The sequence below is a fragment of the Fuerstiella marisgermanici genome (genome assembly GCF_001983935.1).
GTDB lineage: Bacteria > Planctomycetota > Planctomycetia > Planctomycetales > Planctomycetaceae > Fuerstiella > Fuerstiella marisgermanici.
Genome location: NZ_CP017641.1, coordinates 654,544 through 675,793, shown reverse-complemented (window position 1 = coordinate 675,793; position 21,250 = coordinate 654,544). Strand labels below are relative to the sequence as shown.

At 55.9% G+C, this 21,250-nt stretch carries 9 protein-coding genes; 4 read left to right on the top strand and 5 right to left on the bottom strand.

Going from position 1 to position 21,250, the window contains the following annotated elements; all coding sequences use genetic code 11:
- Together hflC and Fuma_RS02410 are read left to right on the top strand one after the other, a co-directional pair.
- On the top strand, window positions 1–1,095 hold the full coding sequence (gene hflC, locus Fuma_RS02415) for a protease modulator HflC (RefSeq protein WP_077022725.1): 1,095 nt from the start codon (window positions 1–3) through the stop codon (window positions 1,093–1,095).
- Window positions 1,095–2,120 (top strand): VanZ family protein, encoded by a 1,026-nt coding sequence (locus tag Fuma_RS02410; protein WP_077022724.1) that lies wholly within the window; start codon window positions 1,095–1,097, stop codon window positions 2,118–2,120. The genes hflC and Fuma_RS02410 overlap by 1 nt, the downstream gene beginning before the upstream one ends.
- An 87-nt stretch (window positions 2,121–2,207) precedes the next feature.
- Here Fuma_RS02410 and Fuma_RS02405 read toward each other — a convergent pair whose 3' ends face one another.
- From Fuma_RS02405 to Fuma_RS02395, 3 genes are all read right to left on the bottom strand, one after another.
- On the bottom strand, window positions 2,208–13,007 hold the full coding sequence (locus Fuma_RS02405; RefSeq protein WP_077022723.1) for a cadherin-like domain-containing protein: 10,800 nt from the start codon (window positions 13,005–13,007) through the stop codon (window positions 2,208–2,210).
- A 360-nt stretch (window positions 13,008–13,367) separates the two neighbouring features.
- On the bottom strand, window positions 13,368–16,820 hold the full coding sequence (locus Fuma_RS02400) for a WD40 repeat domain-containing serine/threonine-protein kinase (protein WP_077022722.1): 3,453 nt from the start codon (window positions 16,818–16,820) through the stop codon (window positions 13,368–13,370).
- Window positions 16,817–17,437: a sigma-70 family RNA polymerase sigma factor gene (locus tag Fuma_RS02395; RefSeq protein ID WP_158520831.1), complete on the bottom strand. Its 621-nt coding sequence runs from the start codon at window positions 17,435–17,437 to the stop codon at window positions 16,817–16,819. Before Fuma_RS02395 ends, Fuma_RS02400 begins: the two co-directional genes overlap by 4 nt.
- A 178-nt stretch (window positions 17,438–17,615) precedes the next feature.
- Between Fuma_RS02395 and Fuma_RS02390 the strand changes: the two genes are divergently transcribed.
- Window positions 17,616–18,284, top strand: coding sequence for an ester cyclase (locus Fuma_RS02390; protein WP_158520830.1), 669 nt, complete (start codon window positions 17,616–17,618; stop codon window positions 18,282–18,284).
- A gap of 111 nt (window positions 18,285–18,395) precedes the next feature.
- Entirely contained in the window at window positions 18,396–19,676 is a 1,281-nt protein-coding gene (locus Fuma_RS02385) for a PHP domain-containing protein (protein ID WP_077022721.1), read from the top strand.
- Window positions 19,677–19,717: 41 nt separating this feature from the next.
- Here the strand turns inward: Fuma_RS02385 and Fuma_RS02380 are convergent, their stop codons facing one another.
- Together Fuma_RS02380 and Fuma_RS02375 are read right to left on the bottom strand one after the other, a co-directional pair.
- Window positions 19,718–20,764 carry an alpha/beta hydrolase family protein gene (locus Fuma_RS02380; RefSeq protein WP_083731744.1) on the bottom strand — a complete coding sequence of 349 codons (1,047 nt, stop codon included), beginning with the start codon at window positions 20,762–20,764 and terminating at the stop codon, window positions 19,718–19,720.
- 100 nt (window positions 20,765–20,864) lie between these two features.
- Complete coding sequence (locus Fuma_RS02375; RefSeq protein WP_077022720.1) at window positions 20,865–21,212, bottom strand: hypothetical protein; 348 nt, start codon at window positions 21,210–21,212, stop codon at window positions 20,865–20,867.
- Window positions 21,213–21,250: the final 38 nt, after the last annotated feature.

Genomic DNA, 21,250 nt, shown 5'->3' with positions numbered 1-21,250 from the left:
ATGGCTGCTAACAATTCAGTCAAAGGGCCGGCCATCATCGTGATCGTCATTCTGGCGGCGATCGGCGCTTACAGTTCGATGTTTACAGTCAGCGAACGCGAACTAGCCGTGGTTTTGGAATTCGGCAAGGTGGTCGACAGCGTCGATGAGCCAGGTTTGAACTTCAAAATTCCGTTCATCCAGGAGGTCCGCCGATTTCCTCGTACACAGCAGTTCTGGTCCAGCGGTGCGCACGACATCCTGGAGGCATTGCCGACGGAGGACGGTAAGAAAGTTGAAGTTTCGGTTTGGGCGATCTGGAAAATCACGGATGCAGAACAGTTCATCAAAGAAATGCGCACCGTGGCGTTGGCCGAGCAACAGGTTGTTCAGCGTGTACGAGCAGGCGTGCGTGACGTGCTGACGTCATACGACTTGTCCGAAGTTGTACGCAGCACAGACCGGGAACTCACATACAGTTTTGGTCTCAGTGATGTGCCCGCGGATGTCCCGAGCGGCAACGAAGCCGAAGCTACAGACGCTTTGGACGATACGGCTCCCGTGGCAGGCCAGGCAAAAATCACGGTCGGCCGCGAGAAGATTTTGGAGGAGATCCGAAAGCGTATTGTTTCTCAACTGAAGGCTGAAGGAGGTCAGGAGGGCGCGGCTTCCATCGATCGCGGGATTGAGTTGATCGACGTGGGAGTCAGTAATATTGGCTTCGCAGAATCTGTGCGGCGGGCAGCGTTCGAACGTCTGAAAGCGTTCATGGATGCCATCGCGGCTCGCTATCACAACGAAGGTGAGCGACGCAAGCAGGAAATCATCAACGAAACCAAAGCTGAGGTCGAGAAGATTCTTGGTGAAGGCGAAGAGCAGAGCAAACGCTTGCGAGGCGAAGTGGAAGCCGAGATTATCGAATCGTATGCAAAGGCTATTCGCACAACCGGTGACTTCTACAACTTTCAACGAACGCTGGAAGTGTATGAGAACGCTCTGGATTCCGAGACACGCCTGATTTTGACAACAGACAGCGACTTGTTCCGCATGTTAAAGCAGATTAGTCCCTCGGCTGCGTCTGAGGAAGAATCACCGCAGGTTGAAGGCAGGCCATAGTGGCGCCAGAGATTAAGGCCGCAGAAGTGCGGCCACAGAATGCGATTGCAGAGAGGCCTCGTCAAATTTTGGCGAGACGACTGCTATTGGCGGCAAGCGTTGTCGTCGTCGTCGCACTGGGTTTAGTGTTGCCGATTCCTTTGGACGGACGCTTGTGGGGCAACCTGTTTGACCTCGCTCACGCGCCTGTCTTCTGCGCGATGTTGCTTGGGGTTGTTGGTGCGTTTGATCCACAGGCGATTGGGCTTCCCAGCCGACTTTCGACCGTCGTTGCAATGACGCGGCCACGTGTTTTGCGCATCGCGGCGGTTCTGATGGTGGTCGGCGGCGTCGGCGAATTTCTTCAAAAATTTGCCGGCCGCAGCCCCGACCTAGGGGACGTTGCGGCAAACGGAGCAGGTATCTTCGCAGGGCTGTTCTGGATTGCGTCACGGACGAAATCCGGCTGGCATCGCTGCTGGCTGGTGATGGCGTTCGTGCTCATTCTGCTGGCAGTGAGCGTCGATCCTACGCTGGAAGCATGGGACACTGTGCAGCAGGATCAATCATTTCCGCTGCTGGCATCATTCGAACGGCCGCGCGAGATAGGTGCGTGGTTGCCGCACAACGCCAACATCGAAAGGACAGAGTCATGGTCGGCCGATGGGAAGTGTTCGGCAAAAATCACACTCGCAGCCGGTGAGTATCCCGGCATCGTTATGGACTGGTTCCCCTCAGACTGGCGTAGCTATCGAGCGTTGAAGATGGAATTTCACAATGCTGGCGATTCTGAACTGCAACTGATTGTGAAGCTCTTTGATGCTCTGCACGAACAGACTGGCTTCGCACCGGATGACCGTTTTCACCAAAGCGTGGTGCTGCCCCCTGAGTCCGATGTCTCCGTGGAAATTCTACTTACGGACGTCAAAAATTCGCCCGCAACCCGACAGATGCAACTCGGCAAAATGTCCACGATCGAAATCTTCAGCCCCACACCGCAACCGGCCCGCAGCTTTTTTGTGGACCACTTGCGGCTCGAGAACTAGCTTCGTTCGTCGTGCCCGACGACACTGCGCGCCCCCAGCAAATCTGCATCGCTTGGCGGAGTCACGCGTCATTGGCGGCTGGCGTGGTTACAGGTTCATGTCGTCCAGCCAATCCACGAACTCATCTTCATCATTGTTTGGCACCGAATCACTACTTTGGCCGGCGAAGTACCAGTTCTGTCCACCCTGGCCACGCAGCACCTCGTTGTCCTCATCGCTGAACACGGACGATCCGGGAGTAAGTGCGATTCCACCTGACGTCGCGCCCGACTGCAGCGCACTGACACGAGCCGCGTAGGAATTGTCGCTGGTCCATGCCTGCATGATGGCATCGATTGCAGCGAGATCGTCGTCGTACGAGGTGCGGCCGCTGATCAGCAAATCGTCCCCCGTACCCGCTCGCAGATCATCCGCTCCGCGTCCACCGATCAGCACGTCGCGACCGCTCTGCCCACGCAGGTCATCATCGCCGTCGCCGCCGATGATCGCGTCGTTGCCACTTCCGCCACGAGCGGTGTCGTTTCCGGATCCCAACAGCGCCACGTCATCTCCTGCGCCCAGCCGCACGTCGTCGTTTCCGTTGCCGGTGATGACGATGTCGCTACCACCGCCGGAGTCAATCGTGTTGTTACCATTTCCGGCACGAATCGCGTCACGGCCTCCGTCTGTGGAAATGTTATCGTCGCCGTCGCCTGCCGACACGGTATCTCGACCGCTGCCTGTAATAATCACGTTGTTGCCGTGACCAGCATCGATGGTGTTGTGCCCGTTCAGTGACAGGATGAAGTCATCCCCGTCGCCGGTGGTGACTGAATCGTTGCCGCTTCCACTGAAGATCGTGTTGTCTCCGGACGGATCGCTGATCGTGTCACTGCCGCCATCCGTGCCAATCAGGTCGTCCCCAGCTCCGCCGTTGACGGTGTCGTTTCCAGAGCCCGTCCAGACTTCGTCGTTGCCGTCACCGGCCAGAATCGACGCCGCACTGCTGGCAATGATCGCAAGGTCGTGCCCACTTCCCAGATCGGCATTCACGGGAACACCCACGTCCGTTGTCACGATCACACGGTCATTGCCGCCCAGCATGTCCAAGTGCAGTGACGATACGTTGGACGGGTCGAAGGTTTCATAGAACCAGTCGCCGTCCAATTGCCCGAAAGCAACGATTCTGCGGTCCCAGTTGCCAGGGTTCCACCACCAGCCGGAACCATCGTAAACCCACGTTTCGTCGATCGTGATCTTGTCACGATAGTCCGTGCCGATAAAGAACAGAGCGTCACCGATCAGACCAACGCCTTCCACTGCGGCTGTTGCGGTGACGGTTTGAGCACTTCCGTTGCCGTCATCAATCGTAGCAGTGATCTCATAGAGTCCCCCATTTGAATATTGATGATTGATTGAGAATCCATCGGCCGGGCGGGCCACGGTTAGTGTTTCAACGGCCGAACCATCACCCCAATTGACGGTTACCGTGAGCTCATCCGACGTATCCGCATCTCTGACTGTGCCCGCCAAAGTGATCAACCCGTCGGACGACGCATTGCCCGCATCCGGGTGAGACGACGTGATATCCGCGAAGGTTGCGACATCATTGACTCCCAAAATCGTCACCGTCGCCGTCTGAGCCACACTTCCACCGTTTCCGTCGACGATGTCGTAGCTGAAGGTGACAACTTCCGACTCACCAACCGCCAAATAATTGTAGGCCGCCGGATCAATGATCAGTGCGTTAGCTCCGACGGTCACACCGTTGTCATCACCGGACGTCAGCGTCAACGCGTCTACGTTCAGCACATCACTGAGATCCTCATCGCTTGCTCCCTCAAGCAGGTCGACGGTGAACGGCCCATCGTCTTCAGTGGCCGCCGCGGACACCGGGGCGATGATTGTTGGGGCGTCGTTGGACCCGGAAATCGTCACCGTCGCCGTCTGAACCACACTGCCGCCGTTGCCGTCCACAATGTTGTAGCTGAACCCAATCACTTCCGATTCACCGACCGCCAGGTGGTTGTAGGCCGCCGGATCAATGGTCAGCACGTTGCCGCCAACCGTCACACCGCTGTCATCACCGGCCGCCAACGTCAAGCTGTCTACATTCAGCACGTCGCTTATGTCGACATCGCTTCCTCCCGCCAGCAGGTCAACGGTGAACGTCCCATCGTCTTCAGTGGCCGCCGCCGACACCTGGGCGCTAACCGTCGGCCCGTCGTTGACTCCGCTGATTGTTACCATAGCAGTCTGCGGAACTATGCCACCGTTTCCGTCGACGACATTGTAGCTGTACCCAATCACTTCCGATTCACCGACCGCCAGGTGGTCATAGGCCGCCGGGTCAACGGTCAGCTCATTCGTGCCAACCGTCACGCCGGTGTCATCGCCGGACGTCAGCGTCAACGCATCCACGTTCAATACGTCGCTCAGGTCAACATCGCTGGCTTCGGACAACAGATCAACGGTGAACGTCGCATCGTCTTCCGTCGAACCAGTATTCACTGGACCGCTGACGGCAGGACGATCGTTTGTACCGGTGATGGTGATGATCGCTGTCTGAGCAACCGTTCCGCCGTTGCCGTCAACAACGTTGAACGCATATTCGATGGCTTCCGAATCACCGGCGGCTAGATGATTATAAGCCAATGGGTCGACGGTCAGGGTGTTCGTGCCGATGATGATGCCGCTGTCGTCGTGCGAAACCAGCGTTATTGCATCCACCGCCAGAACGTCACCGAAGTCAATGTCGCTGGCCCCCGCCAGCAGGTCGACTGTGAACGTCGCATCGTCTTCTGTCGCGATAACTGTCAGCGGTCCGCCGACGGTTGGCGCGTCGTTTGCCCCGAGAATCGTGATCGAAACGGTCGCGGTGTCTGAGCCTCCATCACCGTCGTCGATTGTGTAGCTAAAGCTGTCGACCGCTGTCTGTCCGACGGCAAGACCTTCAAACTGACCGTTCGGGTCATACGTCGCTGTGCCGCTTTCCAGCAAGACGATTCCAACCGCTGCGGTTGCATCAATCGCGACGATCGTAAGTTGATCAGCAGCACCCGCGGGATCCGAATCGTTGTTTAGCAGGTCGACAATCACCGGGCCCACGTTTTCAGAAATCTCCCGAACATCGTTGACCGCCGTTGGGGCAATGTTGCTGGTAGAGAACTCGGCAGTTGCGCGAACTTCGCCTCGGCCCACTCGCTGCAGGACCAGTTCCGCTTGATAGTCGCCGTTGTCACCGGCATCGAATGTAAAGTCCTGACCGCTGCCTTCAATCATCAGGCCATTCGGGCCCGTGATGGTCCAGGTCAGCGAATCGCCGACTTCTACAGGGAACACGGGATTGAAGGCCGACAGTGTGACCGCGCCGCCTTCTGTTAGAGCACTCTGCACTTCAATGGTTGCCGACAGAGAATCAAGGACCGCTTCGATCCCGGAAAACGTTACCAGCCCTGTGTCGAATTCTACCTGCCCGGACGTGGCGTCCGTTAGTGAAATCAGACTGCCTTCTGTCAGGGTGCTCGACACGACCAGGGTATCCAGCTCACTTCCTCCGCCAACAAACTGAATGCCGTTCGTCAACAGCGGCCCCGGACTGAGGATTTCCAGTTCGAATGCCGTTTCGACAGAATCGAACGCTGAAATGGTGATGGGGCCGCTGTCCGAAATGCCGCCGGTAAATGCCAGCACGTCATCCTGATAGACTTCGATCTGGTCGCCATCTGCGACGACACGTACATTCGTTGGTTGATCCGTGGATTCCGCTGTGAAACCAAAGACATCATCGTTCAAGATAAAAATGCGGCCAAAGTCATGCCGCATGACCAGCCCGTCGGCGTCCGAGAATGTGACGTCGAAGTATTCATCCTCTTCGAATTGCCCATCGCCGTTCACTTCCACCTGAATCGTTTTGATTTCCGCGTCGCCTGGTTGCCATGTCAGCACACCTGCGGTGGGAACATAGTCGCTGTCAAATTCGTCGGCCGAACCTTCCGTGGTGCCGTAAGAAACGGAGACGGGGACATCCGTTCCGCCTCGCAGCGCAACCTGAAGGATAGCAACAGTGGTTCCGTCGACACCTTCCTGAACGGCGATGTCGGATACGTACATTTCCGGCGGCAGCACGTTGGAGACTTCCGTCGCGGAAACCAGTGCGTCGAGGCCGGTTCCGGTGTTGTCTGTCACGACCTGAGTCAAATCTGTCGCAGCGGATAGACCACGAATCACCGGCACCAATTCTACTTCAGCGGTCTTGTGAAGTTGAGCCATCGCGTCGACATACTGCCGCGACGCATCGTTCGGAACTTCGCTCACACGGTGCTGCAGTGAAGAAATAATGGCCGCCGCAGCCGACGTGACTGTGCTGTCGATGTCTGTGGCAAGGCGGAATGAGACCCCCTGAATGACGGACTGCAGGAATGCCGTGCTTTCAAAATCGAACAGCGCTCCGTTCAGTTTCTCGGCGATGTTCTGATAGACGGCTCGTCCCACGGTTAGAGCATCAGCTCCTGAACTGCCTTCGAACAACGCGGTGATCAGCCGAGTTGTCACCACCAGTCGCACGTCAGTTCGATAGGCTTCTCCCGCAAGAATGTCGCCTTCAGCCGCGTTGAACAGGTAGTTGTTGGCCGCCAAAGCGAAGCCTTCAAGGCCCAATGCGCTGAGTGTCAGCTGTGATGCGGCAACCAGATCCAGATCACGCTGCTGCATCAGTTCCGAAACGACGGTTGACATCGGGCTGATGATGCCGTAGCCAAGCGGTGCGGTAATCGCCTGTTCCAGCGGTTGGTCAACGGACGTATCGATGCCACCCATCATAACCAACTGCCCTTCGGAATTGTCGAAGGTTCCGTCTCCGTTGAGATCAAAGGCGTCCGGGATGGTGTAGTAAACACTGCCGTCGAGTGCCGATACGAAGGCCGGTTCGACCAAATCGCCTTCTGAGAAGACTCCATCGCCGTCAAGGTCAAGGAAATCCCGGCGGGAGTTGAAGTTGGCATCAAAGAACATGGTCGCGTTGCTGAGCAGGCCGTTGCTGCCGGTCAAGAGCGAGTCATCGACGAACGTGCTGTCTTCGATTTCGCCGTTGCCTGTAAACAGTGCTGCGTAGCGCTCAACATCGGCCCGATCGATCGTCACGTTCGGGCGAGAAGTGTCGATCAGAAGCTGTCCATCCGTGTAGGAAACCGGTGCTTTGCTCACGTCCTTCTTCGCGACACTGCTTGCGCGATTAGCCAGTATGTTGACCGTATCACCTGTCCCGCGTTGCGCTCCACCCGACACGCTGACGATCGACATCACTATCTTTTCCTTTCCTTCGCCGATGCCATCCTTATTGACGCCGATTGGGAACGTTGCTGAAGTGGAACCGGCAGGAATGGTGATCCACGCTTCGCGGTCTTGGTTATGTCGAAGCCGCAGTGGAAAGCTATAGTCGCCGGGGCGTTGGATTGGTGTAAAGGAAAACGCCTGAGTGGTAGTTACTGTCTTTGCCGAAGTTGCCGTGCCGGAGAACCGAATCTTCACAAGCACGTCATTCACCGAAGGCTTCGTCAATGAAACCGTTACCGGAAAGGATGCACCTTCACCAACGTTTGTGCGCGCTCGTACGTTGACGACAGAGGTGTCATCATCGTTAATCTGGATGTAGACTCGATTGCCTTGGGGTGCTCCACCAACGTTGGTCGCAATCAGGAACCGCTCGCTTAATTCGTCCAGGTTATCGTCGGCCGTTGGGATAGTAAGTGTGGCGCTAGTGCTGCCTGCCGGGATCGTGACTGATGATGGTGCCGCAAAGTCGGTGGCGGACGCGCGACGACGCCAATAACCGTATGACGTCAAAGGAATCAAGGTGTCGACGTTTGTCGGTGCAGAAAGGTCCACGCTGACGGCAACCGAATCGCCTTCCGTTACGGTGCGAAAATCTAAGTCTTTATCTGCGTCTCCGATGGTCACCAGTGGATCATTGTCGCGGACGTATAAGGTGACTGAATCGTCGCCGACCTGCACATCGGGGGATTCCGGGGAGATCGAGAATCGCAGCGATTCGTAGAACGTTTCGTTGACCTGGTTATCGGTGATATCCACCTGCAGCGTCGCCGCGGTCAAGCCCGCCGGTATCCGAAGAACACGGTTGCCGTCGAAATCGGTTTCGAGATCCGGGGAGGAAACCGTGTAGTCCTCGTTATTCGCAGCGGACCCGGACACGAACACCTGAACAATCGTATCAAAGTCACGAGGCCCGCTCAGTTCCGCGACAAGGTTGACGGAACCGTGATCCTCCCAAACAAAGGTTGGGTCCTGCGTGGAGAACGACAACGTCGGCACGTCGTTGTCAAAGATGGACACCGTCATAATCGGCGTGCGCCCGAGCGTCACGCCCGCAGTTTCCAATAATGTGAGTTCAATGGTCTCCTGTTCGAATTCGTCGATATTGTCATCCAGAATCTGCAGCGTCAGCGTGCCGGACGCCTGACCGCTTGGAATGAAAACGTCAGTGCTGACAAGCGTATAGTCGGCGAATTCAGGATCAAAGCCTTCCATCGCCGTGCCTCCGTAGATAACAGGAATCGTGATATCCGCAGACGACGGGACTGACAGCAAGACAGGAATCTGAACCGTTCCTGCGTCTTCATCGAAGGACAGCGAGTAAGTGTCGAAGGTTACTTCAGGCTTTGCGCTCACAGCGACTTGGGCTGTCGTGACGTCAAAGCCAAAGTCGTCATCAACAAAGCCGAATGTCACTTCATAGCCCCCATCGACGGGGCTCCCCGCGTCCGAAACATAAAGATGACTCAATTCCACAGACGTCTCGCCGGGCGCAAGCCAAAAGGCCTCACCTGTCCCGTCGCCCCAACTGAGTTCAATCCCAACCTCCTGCTCAACACCGACATCAAAGTACTCCGCCGACAGGATAACTCGAGATGCATTTTCCGGATCGCCCGTTAGCGAGAAGCTGGTAATCTGAGGGGCCACGTTGCGGACAATCACGTCCGCCGTCGCTGGTAACGACGTTGATTCCGCATCGTTGACAGTCACGACAATTTGAAAAGTATCTTCCGGAGTTCCAAACGGGAAATCGTCGACATAGGTGTGATCGAGCGAAGCAAACGAAAATCCTGAGTCAACAAAAACGATATCTACAGTCCCGTCTCCCCAGTCGACATCCACAAGATGAGATTCGGGAGAATCATCGAACTCAACACTCAATGAAACACTGCCACCTTCATCGATCGCTGTTTCGCTGAGTGTGACATTCGTGATTTCAGGGACTTTATTACTGACAAGAACTTCCGTCGTGACGGTTGCTCCACCACCACCATCATCATCAGTAACAGTCAGTGTCACGATGTAAGGATTGACCTTGCTTTCAGCGAATTCGTGCGCTGCCGTGAATGGAATGCCTGCCGCTTCCCTTGCTCCCAACGTGGCAGTTGAGCTGATCCCGTTTCCCCAATCCACGTCGACCACGTGAGTATCATCGATTGATGGGTCAACGATGAAGCCGGTGACAACAACCGTTTCGGCTTCAAACACTGAATCACTACTGCTGCCGACCGCGTCCAATTCCGGCGCAACATTCGTCACTATTATCGACTGACTGGCAGTTGCAGGATCGGGTTCGCCGTTGTCGACGACCAGCGTGACGGTGCGGTCCTGTTCGCCTTCTGCCGAGCGATCATCCGGATAAGCGTAGTCGATCGAAAAACCAACTTCGGCAAATGGATTTCCTGCAGGGTTATATGTCCAGAATTCATAGTCGTCGCTGCTGGCGGGACTTGGACGACTGCTGCCACGCATGACGAGTGAATCGCCGTGGGAGCGCAGCATCGCCAGTTGATTGGTCGCGCTGCCAGGATTGCTGTCTACGAGCAACTGTGTGCCCGCTGATGTCCCGTCCGTGAACCACAGCTCGCGTCCATGAGTGCCGTCATCTGCGATGAATGCCAGTGAATTGCCGAAACTTGCGAAACCCTGTGCCCAACTGCCTGAAGAACCGGGATTGATTTCAAGTTCAATTGTTCCGGAAGCAGTCCCGTCTGTCTTCCAGAGCTCGAAATCGCCATTAACGTCCTGACCCAGAAAGAACAATTCGTCACCCAGTGCCGCCATCGAAGTGGTGCCTTCAAAGTCGCCGCTGAGAAATCCATTGCCGTTCGGGTTGATGTCTGTCACACGCACGGTGCCGCCAGCCGTTCCGTCGCTTTTCCAGAGTTCATAGCCGTGAATCCCATCGTCGGCACCGAAATACAATTCACCGTTGAGTGCCGTCAGCGACTTTAATCCGACGGCACCGGGTGAGCCTTCTCCCGGAACAATATCGGAAACCATGACCGTACCGGTTTCCGTTCCATCCGTCTTCCAGAGTTCAAATTTCCCGGACGCGTTCGTGACCTGAAAGAACCCTGTGCCATCAACATCGGTCATGAATTCGGCGGCTGATGACTGTGTGCCCGGCACAATGTCGCGAACCAGCCGAGTCCCGGAACTCGTACCGTCCGTCACAAACAGTTCCTCACCTGTTGGACTTCCGCCTTCGGACCTACCGGCCGCTCGAAAGTAAAGCTGGTCACCGACAACCTTCGGGCGGGCCGCATTGGCATAGGCTCCGTTCACAAAGTCATCTGAAAGAATCTGCGTCGTGCCTGCGAGCGTTCCGTCGGTTCGATAAAAGGCACCGTACGATGCATCGCTGTTTGCGGTGAAGTAAAAGTCGCTTCGAAACGCCACAAGACCGCGTGGTTGAGCAGTACCGCCGGAATTCAGATTAGCGACCAGGCGTGTGCCGTCGGTAATCCAAAGTTCCGTGCCGTTAACTCCATCATCCGCTGCAAAGGCAACCATGTCTCCATTTGCCACCAAGCCGTACGCGGCGGATGACCCTACTCCCGGGTTGATGTCTTTCAATAGTCGCGGGCCATTGTGATCATAAATCCACAGTTCATTCCCAACGACTCCGTCATCAGCGACGAACAGTACATAGCTGTCAGCGACCGTGAACTGTGACGGTGACGAAGATGCCGCGGCGTTTAGGTTGTACGAAGTCATTCCAGGGTTCAGGACTGCCGGATTAACAAACGTAACGGTCAGCGTAGCGTCAACACCGGCTGCGACGAACTCGTCTCCGGCATTCAGACTGCCCGAATCTGGAAGACTAAACGTGGACTGCGTCCCTGAGAAATCGTCCCATGCGATGGACACCTCATGAGACAACGTCGGCTGCGATTCTGTATAGCTGCCGGAAACCGTGAACTGCTGTCCCTCTTCAACCGTGCTCGCAGACAGGTTCACTGTCGCTGTGACCGTCGGAACGTGGTTGACAGTCAGATCAAACGACAGCGTGTCGGGATCTCGCACAGAATCTGAGGCTGTAATCGTAACGTTTTGTAGCGGAGCAGAGTCAGTCGATTCATACGTCCACGTCCAATTGACGCCATCGGCTGCCAGTGTGATGTCGCCGAGAGAAGCGGTCAGAGTGGCGTCGCCTTCTGAGTCGATCAGCGTACCGGACAAAGTCGCCGTCTGGCCTTCTTCAATCACAATTGGATCGGTAAGTGCGTCAATTTGCGGCGCGTCATTAAAGCCGTTGATCGTGATCGAAAGTGTTTCCTGAGCGGTTCCACCATTTCCGTCCGAGATCGTAAATGTCAGACTGTCTGAGCCCGTTTCGCCATCGGTCAGACCGTCAAACACCACGGTGGGGTTGTACAGCAGACTGCCATCAGCGTTCACCGTAATTTCCGCGCCGGAAGGCAAGCTGATTGGCTGGCCCGGGACAAGCGGGGCCCCGTTGATGGCACTTACGAACAAAGAATCGCCGTCCGGATCAGCGGCGCCGCTTAACAAGCCAATAGCCGCGGCCTTTGACATCAGGGAATTTTCCGAAACCAATCCAGACTGCGCAGCCGCGGTCGGTATGTCATTCACACCGTGGACGGTGATTGTTGACGTCGCCGTACTTTCCAGTCCGGCAGAACTGCGGATCGTGTAGGTGAATTGTTCGCTTCCCTGCTGGCCAACAGCAAGATCATTGAAGGCATCCTGAGGGTCATAAACGAACTGGCCATCCGGACTGACGTTCAACGCGGCTCCGGAAGGCAGAGCGAAATCTGTGGGAACAAACGCGCCGCCCTCCAGCGTAACGAACAGCCTCGAATTCGGAATTTTGGAAGCCGGTGTTGGCGTCAGAAATCGCGGAACTTCCGGCTGAGAGTGAATGAACGTCGTGCCGTCGACCGGAGCGCTGTTCAGATATACCCCCGTGATTCCCGTCGATCCGAACTGTTCGGTGCCAAACATCACCGCATACCAACCCGGCTGCAGGTCCGCGTTGATTTCAGCACTCTTTTCTCCATCATCCTGGTAGGCCAATGGGATCACGGCGGTCGCGACAACGTCCGGCGTGGACAGGTCTTCCGCATCGGGGAAGTCTGCCTGACTATCAAGCGCCACGATGGCAGCAAACGGTCCGGTTCCTGAGAAGAACTGAAAGTTGCCTCCGACGCGTTCAATTGTTGTTGCCTCTGTCAGTTCGAATCGAAACCCGTAATAATTCTGAGCATTCAACGATGTCGTGAAGATCGGCAGATTTGGATCAGCCGTCGCCGTTGCGATTTCAGAACCAGCAGACACAGACAACGACTGGCCATTAATCGCCGCCACTTCGATGTCGTAGCCCTGAGGGTCTGAGTCATTTTCCAGCAGGCCCGCAGCGGGGGATAGCGTGGCATCTTCCGCAGTTGTGAACTGATCATTGTTTGCCAGCGGCGCCACAGTCAGCAGCACTCTGCTTTCCAGCACTTCCAAATCCGCCGGCCTTTGACGACGCCTGTTGGCCCGTCCGCGGCGTTTCGCGGACGTATTTCGGAATCGATTCAGAAGGCTGGTGATTGTTGTTCGAGGCATTGATTCCGGGCTCCACAGAAAAGGAGGGCGTATGTCGCGTGCGGCATCTCCATAGCGGAACCGCCGACCAAGTAGGGTAATCCGCCATCAACGGCGACAAACAGGAACGGAACCGGAACGCAAGCCAGAGTTCGAGCTGCGCAGTCCATTTCAAGCTGAAAGAATGCAGGAAAAAAAATCTGCAAAAACTTTCCAAAAGGCCGCAACGCACCCAATCGCCCACGATCTCTTGTCGTAGATTCATCGTTTTTTTGCACTAGGACCGCATGCCGAGTCGCTTGGTGCAGAGGCCTTGCAGGTCCATGGGGCGAGCTAATGGAGCCAATGCGGCGGAGCAGGACTGGATGGCCGTGGGGCTGGTTACGGGCGTTCGAGGGGCTCACCGCGCCAGAGTTTGAGCGGTCCGGACATGCCGCAGCTCAGGATGGCGTTGTGATCGAGGATCGGGACACACCACCGTCCGGCGTTTGGAAGTTCGCCCAGTGACTGGCCGGTTTTGACGTCCCAGAATCGCAGCGATTCGTCAGCACTGGAACTCACCAAAGCTCGATTGTCCGTCCAGAAGTGCAGGCAGTGTACTCTGTACCGATGTCCACGCAGCGACGATTTTTTCTGCTGAGTTTCAACGTCAATCAGTTCGATCGTGCCATCTTCCAAGCCCACGGCGACCATGCCTCCATCAGCAGAAAGCGCCGATACACTCGGCCGATTCGTTCCGTACTTAGGGTTGTACAATGATTCGAATTCACCGCTTTTCGGATCATAGCGGCTGACGGAGTTTTCTGTTGTAATCAAGAGTTTGTCCAGAATGGGATGCAAAATCATGCGATTCATCAACGCCGTGGGACTGGCGGTTGCGTCTTTCATGACTCCGTCGGCAGCGGCGTACTCGGCAATGGTCGTTCGATAAAGCACGAACAGACGCCGGCCGTCTCTGGAGTACACAATGTCCTTTGCCTCTTCGCGAGCCGCAGGATTTTCCAAAGTGCTGATCACTTCGCCCGTGACAGCATCCACCACAACGACACCATCTGTTGTTGCCAGGGCAACCTGCGAGCCGTCGGGAGCGACCGCTAACGCTTGGCTGTCGGCCGCCTGATGAACTCCGATCGGTGTGGGCGCTGCATCAGTGGAAAACAATTCGTCGAATCTGCACAGACCTTCCTTTCGGTGCCACGCAAAGGCCGCCCGAGAACCTGAAGTCACAACGGCAACATTTTGAAACTTATTCGGGTGCCTGATGAAGGCATCTGCGACTCGCAGGCGACAGATCTTTATTTGTCCGTCAGCAGTCGTTGCCAGAATCGTCTCGGCGGTGATCTTTCCATCGTTCACTGAAAGCGAACCCATCGGCACGAAGGCGATGCTTGTGATGCCTGCCGACCCGGTGTCAATCGTAACTGGCGCAGTGACAGAGGTTCGGGCCAAATTTGCCGACGGCGAAATCTTCGGGTCTGTCCAGACGTGCAGCAGGCCGTTGTCGCAGCCAGCAGCGAAACTCGTTCCCTGATCAGAAACCCCGACCACGCGAACTCGGCCACGGATGTCGGGCGAATGTGTCAGATACCTGTCCGAAACACCGTCCAGCAAGACGACGTCAGACGCACCGGCCACGACCATCCAGTCTTTTCTTTCGGACACGTGAGCGTACGCAACGGGCAGGAACTTTGTGGAGAGATTCACCCGTGCTTCGTCGCCGGACAGCGAAAAGACATTGATTCCGTTCGCCGAATTGTTGATCGCTGTAACATGCTGATCATCGGACGTGAATCCGATATTCACGTTTCGAGCATCCGCTGGCAGCGTATTCAGCAATTTCCCATCAATCGACAGGACAGTGATCTGGCCATACCGGTTGCCCAGAGCAATCCGGAGGCCATCGTTGGAAAAACAGGCAGACTCAATAGTTGTCGTTCGCAGGCAAAGTGTCCGCGTCTTTTCGCCGGAAGAGAGTTCATGCAAAGTCGCAAGATTCACCTCAAGCGGTCCGATCTGCCCGACCACGAACCGATCACCCAGCGGAGAAACTGTCAGAGCATGGACCGGGCCAGCAACCGGAATCTCTTTTATCAACGTCGGCGACGTCAGACCATCATCGGACAACTGCCAGCTCCAGTGCCGTACGTGGCCATCGGTGCCCCCTGTCAGAAACTGATTCGTGCCGGGGATCATCGCGATTTCCGTTGCCGAACCATCGTGGCCTTGAATTGAGAGTTGCTCCGCCGGTTGGGAAATCCGATTCAGCAAATGCCATTCAAACCCGCGCGGATCAGATTCGCCGTCATCCGGTATGTGACGCGTGAGTAGCCGTCGAGCCGTATCTGTTTCGTTGTCGTGGAAAGCCTGGTAGGCGGCAGCGGTGTCCGAGACATATAGCAAGTGTTGAATGTCACGCTTGCTGGAATTGAGTCGATTGTTGGATTCAACTAACCAGACATTCGCCTGATCAAGTTCACTGTTGCTGGACGTCAGCTGCGCATTCAATCCTGACAGACGTCGGGAGACAACGGCCTGCCCGATCAAGATCGCCATCACCGACACCATCACGATTGTCATCGTCACGAGACTGGTTGCGGGATTGCGTGCCATCCATTGCGTGATTCGGACGAGCGGCCCCGGCATTCGCGCCTGCACGGGCAGGCCGTCGACGAAGTGTCGCAAGTCTCTTTCCAGCGACTTACAAGTGGAATACCGATTCGACGACTGATGGGCCATCGCTTTCAGAATGATCGCTTCGAGGTCGCGCGGGATGTCGGTTCGATGGGCGGATGGCGGCGTCAGGTGGCCTTCACAAACATCGCGAATGATCTGATGCCCGGTTCCTGAATACGGTCGCCGCCGCGCCGCCAATGTATAGAGGGTGGCTCCCAGCGAATAGATGTCGGTACGGTGATCAACTGCCCCGCGATTTCCGGCAGCTTGCTCGGGACTCATGAAAGCGGGCGTGCCGAGGATATCGCCGGTGGCAGTCAGCAGTGTGCGAGACTCTCCGATGGAGGCCAGACCGAAGTCGGTCAGCCAGATCTTCCCGCTGCGGTCCAGCATCAGATTCGACGGTTTCACATCACGGTGCACGATTGAAATCTCGTGGGCAGCACTTAAACCCGCCGTAATGTCCGCGACAAGGCGACCGATCGTCTGAAACCATGTGACGTTGCCTTGTGCCTGGGTTACACATTCCGCGACGCGACCGTCTGCTTCATGCACCGGGGCCACCGAAGCAGAATCCCCCAACGGCACGGTCGGCTGATTCGAATCGACTCTAACCTGTTCCGCAACCACATCTGCCAGCGTCACCCCTTCGATAAGCTTCATCACCAAATATGGCGAGCCGCCGGAATGCCCCACGTCCAGGCATGGCACGATGTGAGGGTGGTCAAGCGATTGAATCGCCCGTGCTTCACGCAAAAACCGAATGCGAATGTCGTCGACAACTGACATGTTTGCATTCAGAACTTTGATGGCGACTGGTAGTTGATCACTTCGACGAATCGCCGACCAAACCGTTCCCATGCCTCCTTTGCCCAGCAGGCCGCCTAGCTGGAATTCAGATTCCAGCCCCTGCAGTTGCTCAGCGGTTTGGCGACGCAACGGTTGAATCTCGTCGGAGGAAGGTTGTGTGGCCAACCGATTCAGTCCGGCATGGCGGGCGACGAATTGCAGAAATTCCGTCCGATGCTGCGGCCATGGAGCGACAAAGCCCGCCGGATCAACTTCGTGCCCGCCGTCAGCAAGTTCAAGGTACGATGCGATGAGATCGTCCAGAGTCGTTGGCGAATCGCTGGGCTGTAAACTTTCTGAGGCATCGCTCACGACTGCAGCTCCTGAGCCATGTCTGGCGGAAGCAGTTGCTGCAGCATCTCCAGTCCTCGCCGCAAATTGCCCGCCACGGCACCGACCGTCGTTTGCTTCTGATTTGCGATCTCTTTCAGCTTCATACTGTCCAGAAAACGCATTTCCAAAACAGCGCGATAGTCGTCCGGTAGTTTGTCCAGAGCCGCCGCGACAGCCAGGGCCGCTTCCCCCATGATTAGCCTGGACGCCGGTCCTTTGCCGTGGGCTGGCAGCGTGTTCCAAATGAATGACAGGCTCTCTTCGTTCGCAGTTGGAATGAATTCCCGCGCCACGTCACGCTGCTGAGCCGTATGTTCGTTGTCCAACCGCCAAATTGTGCGCCGCAGTATCGTGTTCAGCCATGCGAGCAGTTCGCTGGCTGTCTTGCCACGAAACTCAGGTAACGCCCGATGAGCTTCCATGCATGTCAACTGCACGATGTCGGATTCGTCAAACCTTGCCCGCAGCATCTCGCGGCAATGGCGTTGAGCGACAAGACGCAGTAACGGGCGGCACGTCTTCAAGAGTTTAGCGCAGGCTGCGGAATCGCCGGCGACGGCGTGAGCGATGACCGAACTTTGGATGATTGAAGGCACGTGAATATAAAGAGGATGTCAGTGTTGTCATCTTCACGCAGTAGGCTGAGTAAAACCGAACTTTTTACGAATTTTGCGCAAAAACCGGACTCTTGTCCTCACTTATTAATAAGAGGCCGGATTTACAATAAGAAACGTTCACGGCGGGATGCCCCGCCATTTTACCGATGCATCTGACATGATGACAGATCCCGATTCTGTTTTCCGCTCCGGCAGTGTTCGCGTGGATGGTCGCCGACTGAAAGAAATTCGCCATGCGTTGGGATGGACTCAGCAGGTTGCGGCGAACAAATCCGGCTACACCGACCGCCTGATTCGCAAACTGGAACGCGGCGGCCCGGTGGCTACGGATACGCTAAAGGATATCCTCGATACCTACAGAGAAAGCCAGCCGCAGGGATCGCAGCCTCGACTTCCACAGTCCGATCAGTTGGTTGTTCGCTATTCCAATCCGCAAGTGGAGGGCCTAACCCGAAGTTGGTTTAAACGAGCGTTTAACAAGCGGGACCTGAGCGTAATCGACGACCTGATGCATGAACGGGTGCTACTGTACGCCGAAGGCAGCACTCTTCGCGGTCGAGCACCGATTCGCCAAAGGATAAGTGCGATTCACATGGCCTTCAACCCGCTGGAATTGACCGTGGAAAACGTGCTCGTCGACGGCAATTCCGCAGTTGCCTATTGGAGTGTCCGCAAGAAACACGTTGCCGAGTTTCTGGGCATTCCGGCAACCCACAGATGGGTTTCGCTAAAAGGAAGCTCGCTGGCCGTCTTTCGTGATCGCCAGATTGTGGAAGCCCGCGATCATTGGGACGTGCAGCATTTGGTTGAGCAACTGACTGGCTAGCGTCTGGCGAAGGCGTGGAACGATGACTTCTGGTGACCTGAGTTGCAGTCTGGTGCGACTCGCTGTAGCTTTTGGCCAGATGAATATTCGAACCTGTGGAGCCTTCCCGTAATGCGTACAAACTTAATTCTGCTCGGCCTCAGCTTTCTGTTCTTAGGAACTCACGCGTTTGGCGAGGACATATCGTTAAAAGCCGATGGCGATTCCAAGTGGTATCGCGGCAACATGCACACACATTCTTTGTGGAGTGACGGCGACGACTACCCGGAAATGATTGCCACGTGGTATCGGGAAAAAGGATACGACTTCCTGGTCGTCACCGATCACAACGTCCTGCAGCGGGGCGAGCGATGGATTGACGTAGAAAAGAACAAAGGAGGCGTCAAAGCGTTTGAAAAGCTAACCGCCGCATTTTCGGGTAATTGGGTTCAGACTCGCACCGAAAAGGATCGCAAACAGGTTCGCTTGAAGACGTTTGACGAAGTGTTCGACCGCATTGCGAAACCGCAGGAATTTCTGCTGATTCAGGGCGAAGAAATCACGGATCGCTACAAGAACCTGCCCATTCACATGTGCATCTCAAACACCAACGATTTGCTTCCTCCGCTGGGTGGAAGCAGTGTGCTGGAAACGATGCAACAGAATGTCAACGCCGCCATCTCTCATCGAGAACGAACCGGGCAGAAGGCATTGATCCATCTGAACCATCCGAATTTTCACTATGGCATCACAGCAGAACAATTGATGAATGTTGTCGGTGAGAACTTTTTTGAAGTCTACAACGGCCATCCGTCAGTCCACAATTCCGGCGACGATACTCACGCTTCTACCGAACGTATGTGGGACATCATCAACACATGGCGACAATCAAAATTAGAATTGCCGTTGATGTATGGACTGGCGACCGACGATGGGCACGCTTATCACGTGACTGAACCAGGCAAGGGCAGTCAGCCCGGGCGAGGCTGGGTGATGGTGTTGGCCGACACGCTGACACCGGACGCGATGATTCTGGCAATCGAAGCGGGACGCTTTTACTCATCCAGTGGCGTCACGTTAGACAGCGTCGAAATCAGTGATGGCACGTTGAACGTGTCTATTGCGGCAGAAGAAGGCATCACTTACCGCACGGATTTCATTGGTACTCTGAAAGACTTTGACGATTCTTCAAAACCGGCCATTGACGACCCGGACAAAGCCGACAGCATGACTCGCGTTTACAGCGACGACGTGGGCACCGTGCTGCAGTCCAGCGAAGGGACATCGGCCAGCTATAAAATGACGGGCAAAGAGCTGTACGTCCGCGCCGTCGTGACATCGTCACGTAAGCATCCGAATCCGTCTGAAAAAGGTGAGTTCGAACGAGCGTGGGTGCAGCCAGTGACGCCGTAGTGCGATCGGCAGTGCAAGACTGAGATACCGTGGCTGGACGATTACTGAGTCACCATTGTTCGTCCGCCCGATTTTTCGGCGATCTGGTCAAGTACGATCGGCAGAAAGATCACGCCCGAATAATGCGTGGCTGGCATCCTGATGTGGTGATCTGATGCCAGTCCCGCCGCTTTGGCTAACGAATCAGCGTGGATGGGCGGTACGGTTGTGTCGAAGGATGCGGTGAACAGCCACAAACGGTCTTCTGAAATTCGATGTGCCAGACGATTGGGTTCAAATCGATTCAGCAGCGCCAGCATGCGTTCTCCGACGAATCCCTGCTGCTCAAGCAACACCTTTAGCTCCGCGGTTTCGCGTTGTCCGGTCGCTACCAGTTTCGGCAGATCGCCGCCCGCCAACAGGATGAAAACGTTATGGAAGGCGTCGTCTAAGCCGGCAGTCGTGGCCGCCACAAATCCTCCGAGACTCGTCCCCTGCAGGTGGATCCTATCCGAATCCACGCCAGGCAGCACGGCAATCGCATCACGAGCTCGACGCACGTCAGCGATCGCCTGCTCCATGACAACTCCGAAGTTCTGATCGTCGACGTCTATGCCACGAGGACGACGGCTGCCGTAAAACGGTAGCTGCACCATAAACGCATGCATGCCGCGATCGCGGAGCCCGCGAGCCACCAGGCGGCCGACAGTCATGCCGCTGCCGGATTCATGAACGACAATCATCGCTGGTGCTGTGCAAATTTTGCCGTCCGGTGTCGTGGCGGCGTACCATTCGACGTTCACGGTATCGTTCTGAGGAATGCCGACGGGCTTTGCCGATGGAAAACGCACGATCGCATCGATCAGCTTGCGTTTCGGGCGGCGACATTCGACCGCGAATGTTTGTGGCTTCCAGCACAACCCGTCGAGACACTCCTTAGCGTCGGCAGCTGCGTCACTAACGGTGACCAGACTGTCCGTCGTCGAGAACACCTGATCGATGGGCACGTTCTCAGCCGCTCGAACATTGTGCGCTGCGAATCCGGAGCTGGTGACCATGATCAATAATGAGGCCAGAACTGGCACAGCGGCCATACCACGAAACAGCATCGCTCACCTCGAGATTTAAGCGGCACGAAAAGAGGGCGGAAAAAGCGTCCGCCACGTTCGACCATATTATCGAACATCTTTTCGTAAGCCAGGCAGCCGTCTATTCTCCGGACGAACGCCATTCCATCTCAGAAGGTTCGGCGACTTTGCGATATCCAAGGCTGATCAGTACTTCCAGTACTTCGCTCCATGTTGGAAACGGTCGCCCGCTGCGGCGCTTATAGTCATCCATGGCGCGCATAAATTCAACTTCGCCACCGCTGTAGTCCCGTTCACAGGTGGTGGGGTCAATCTGCCGACGGCGATCCTGCTTGCGTCGATCAGTGACTTGAGGCGCGTCTTTTTTGCTAAAGCTGCCAGTTCTTGAGTTGGACGATTCCGCCAGTGCCTTGCGTCGTCCGCGACTACGTCGCTCAGTGACCACAAGGTCCGTTTCAAATTCCATCATTGATCAGCACTCTCTCGCGTTCGGGGGAAAACTTACGA

What these genes read in the sequence shown, in the direction of transcription:
- hflC (WP_077022725.1), top strand. Translation starts at nt 1, where the DNA reads ATGGCTGCTAACAATTCAGTCAAAGGGCCGGCCATCATCGTGATCGTC.
- Fuma_RS02405 (WP_077022723.1), bottom strand. Translation starts at nt 13,007, where the DNA reads ATGCCTCGAACAACAATCACCAGCCTTCTGAATCGATTCCGAAATACG.
- Fuma_RS02390 (WP_158520830.1), top strand. Translation starts at nt 17,616, where the DNA reads ATGATGACAGATCCCGATTCTGTTTTCCGCTCCGGCAGTGTTCGCGTG.
- Fuma_RS02385 (WP_077022721.1), top strand. Translation starts at nt 18,396, where the DNA reads ATGCGTACAAACTTAATTCTGCTCGGCCTCAGCTTTCTGTTCTTAGGA.
- Fuma_RS02380 (WP_083731744.1), bottom strand. Translation starts at nt 20,764, where the DNA reads ATGCTGTTTCGTGGTATGGCCGCTGTGCCAGTTCTGGCCTCATTATTG.
- Fuma_RS02375 (WP_077022720.1), bottom strand. Translation starts at nt 21,212, where the DNA reads ATGATGGAATTTGAAACGGACCTTGTGGTCACTGAGCGACGTAGTCGC.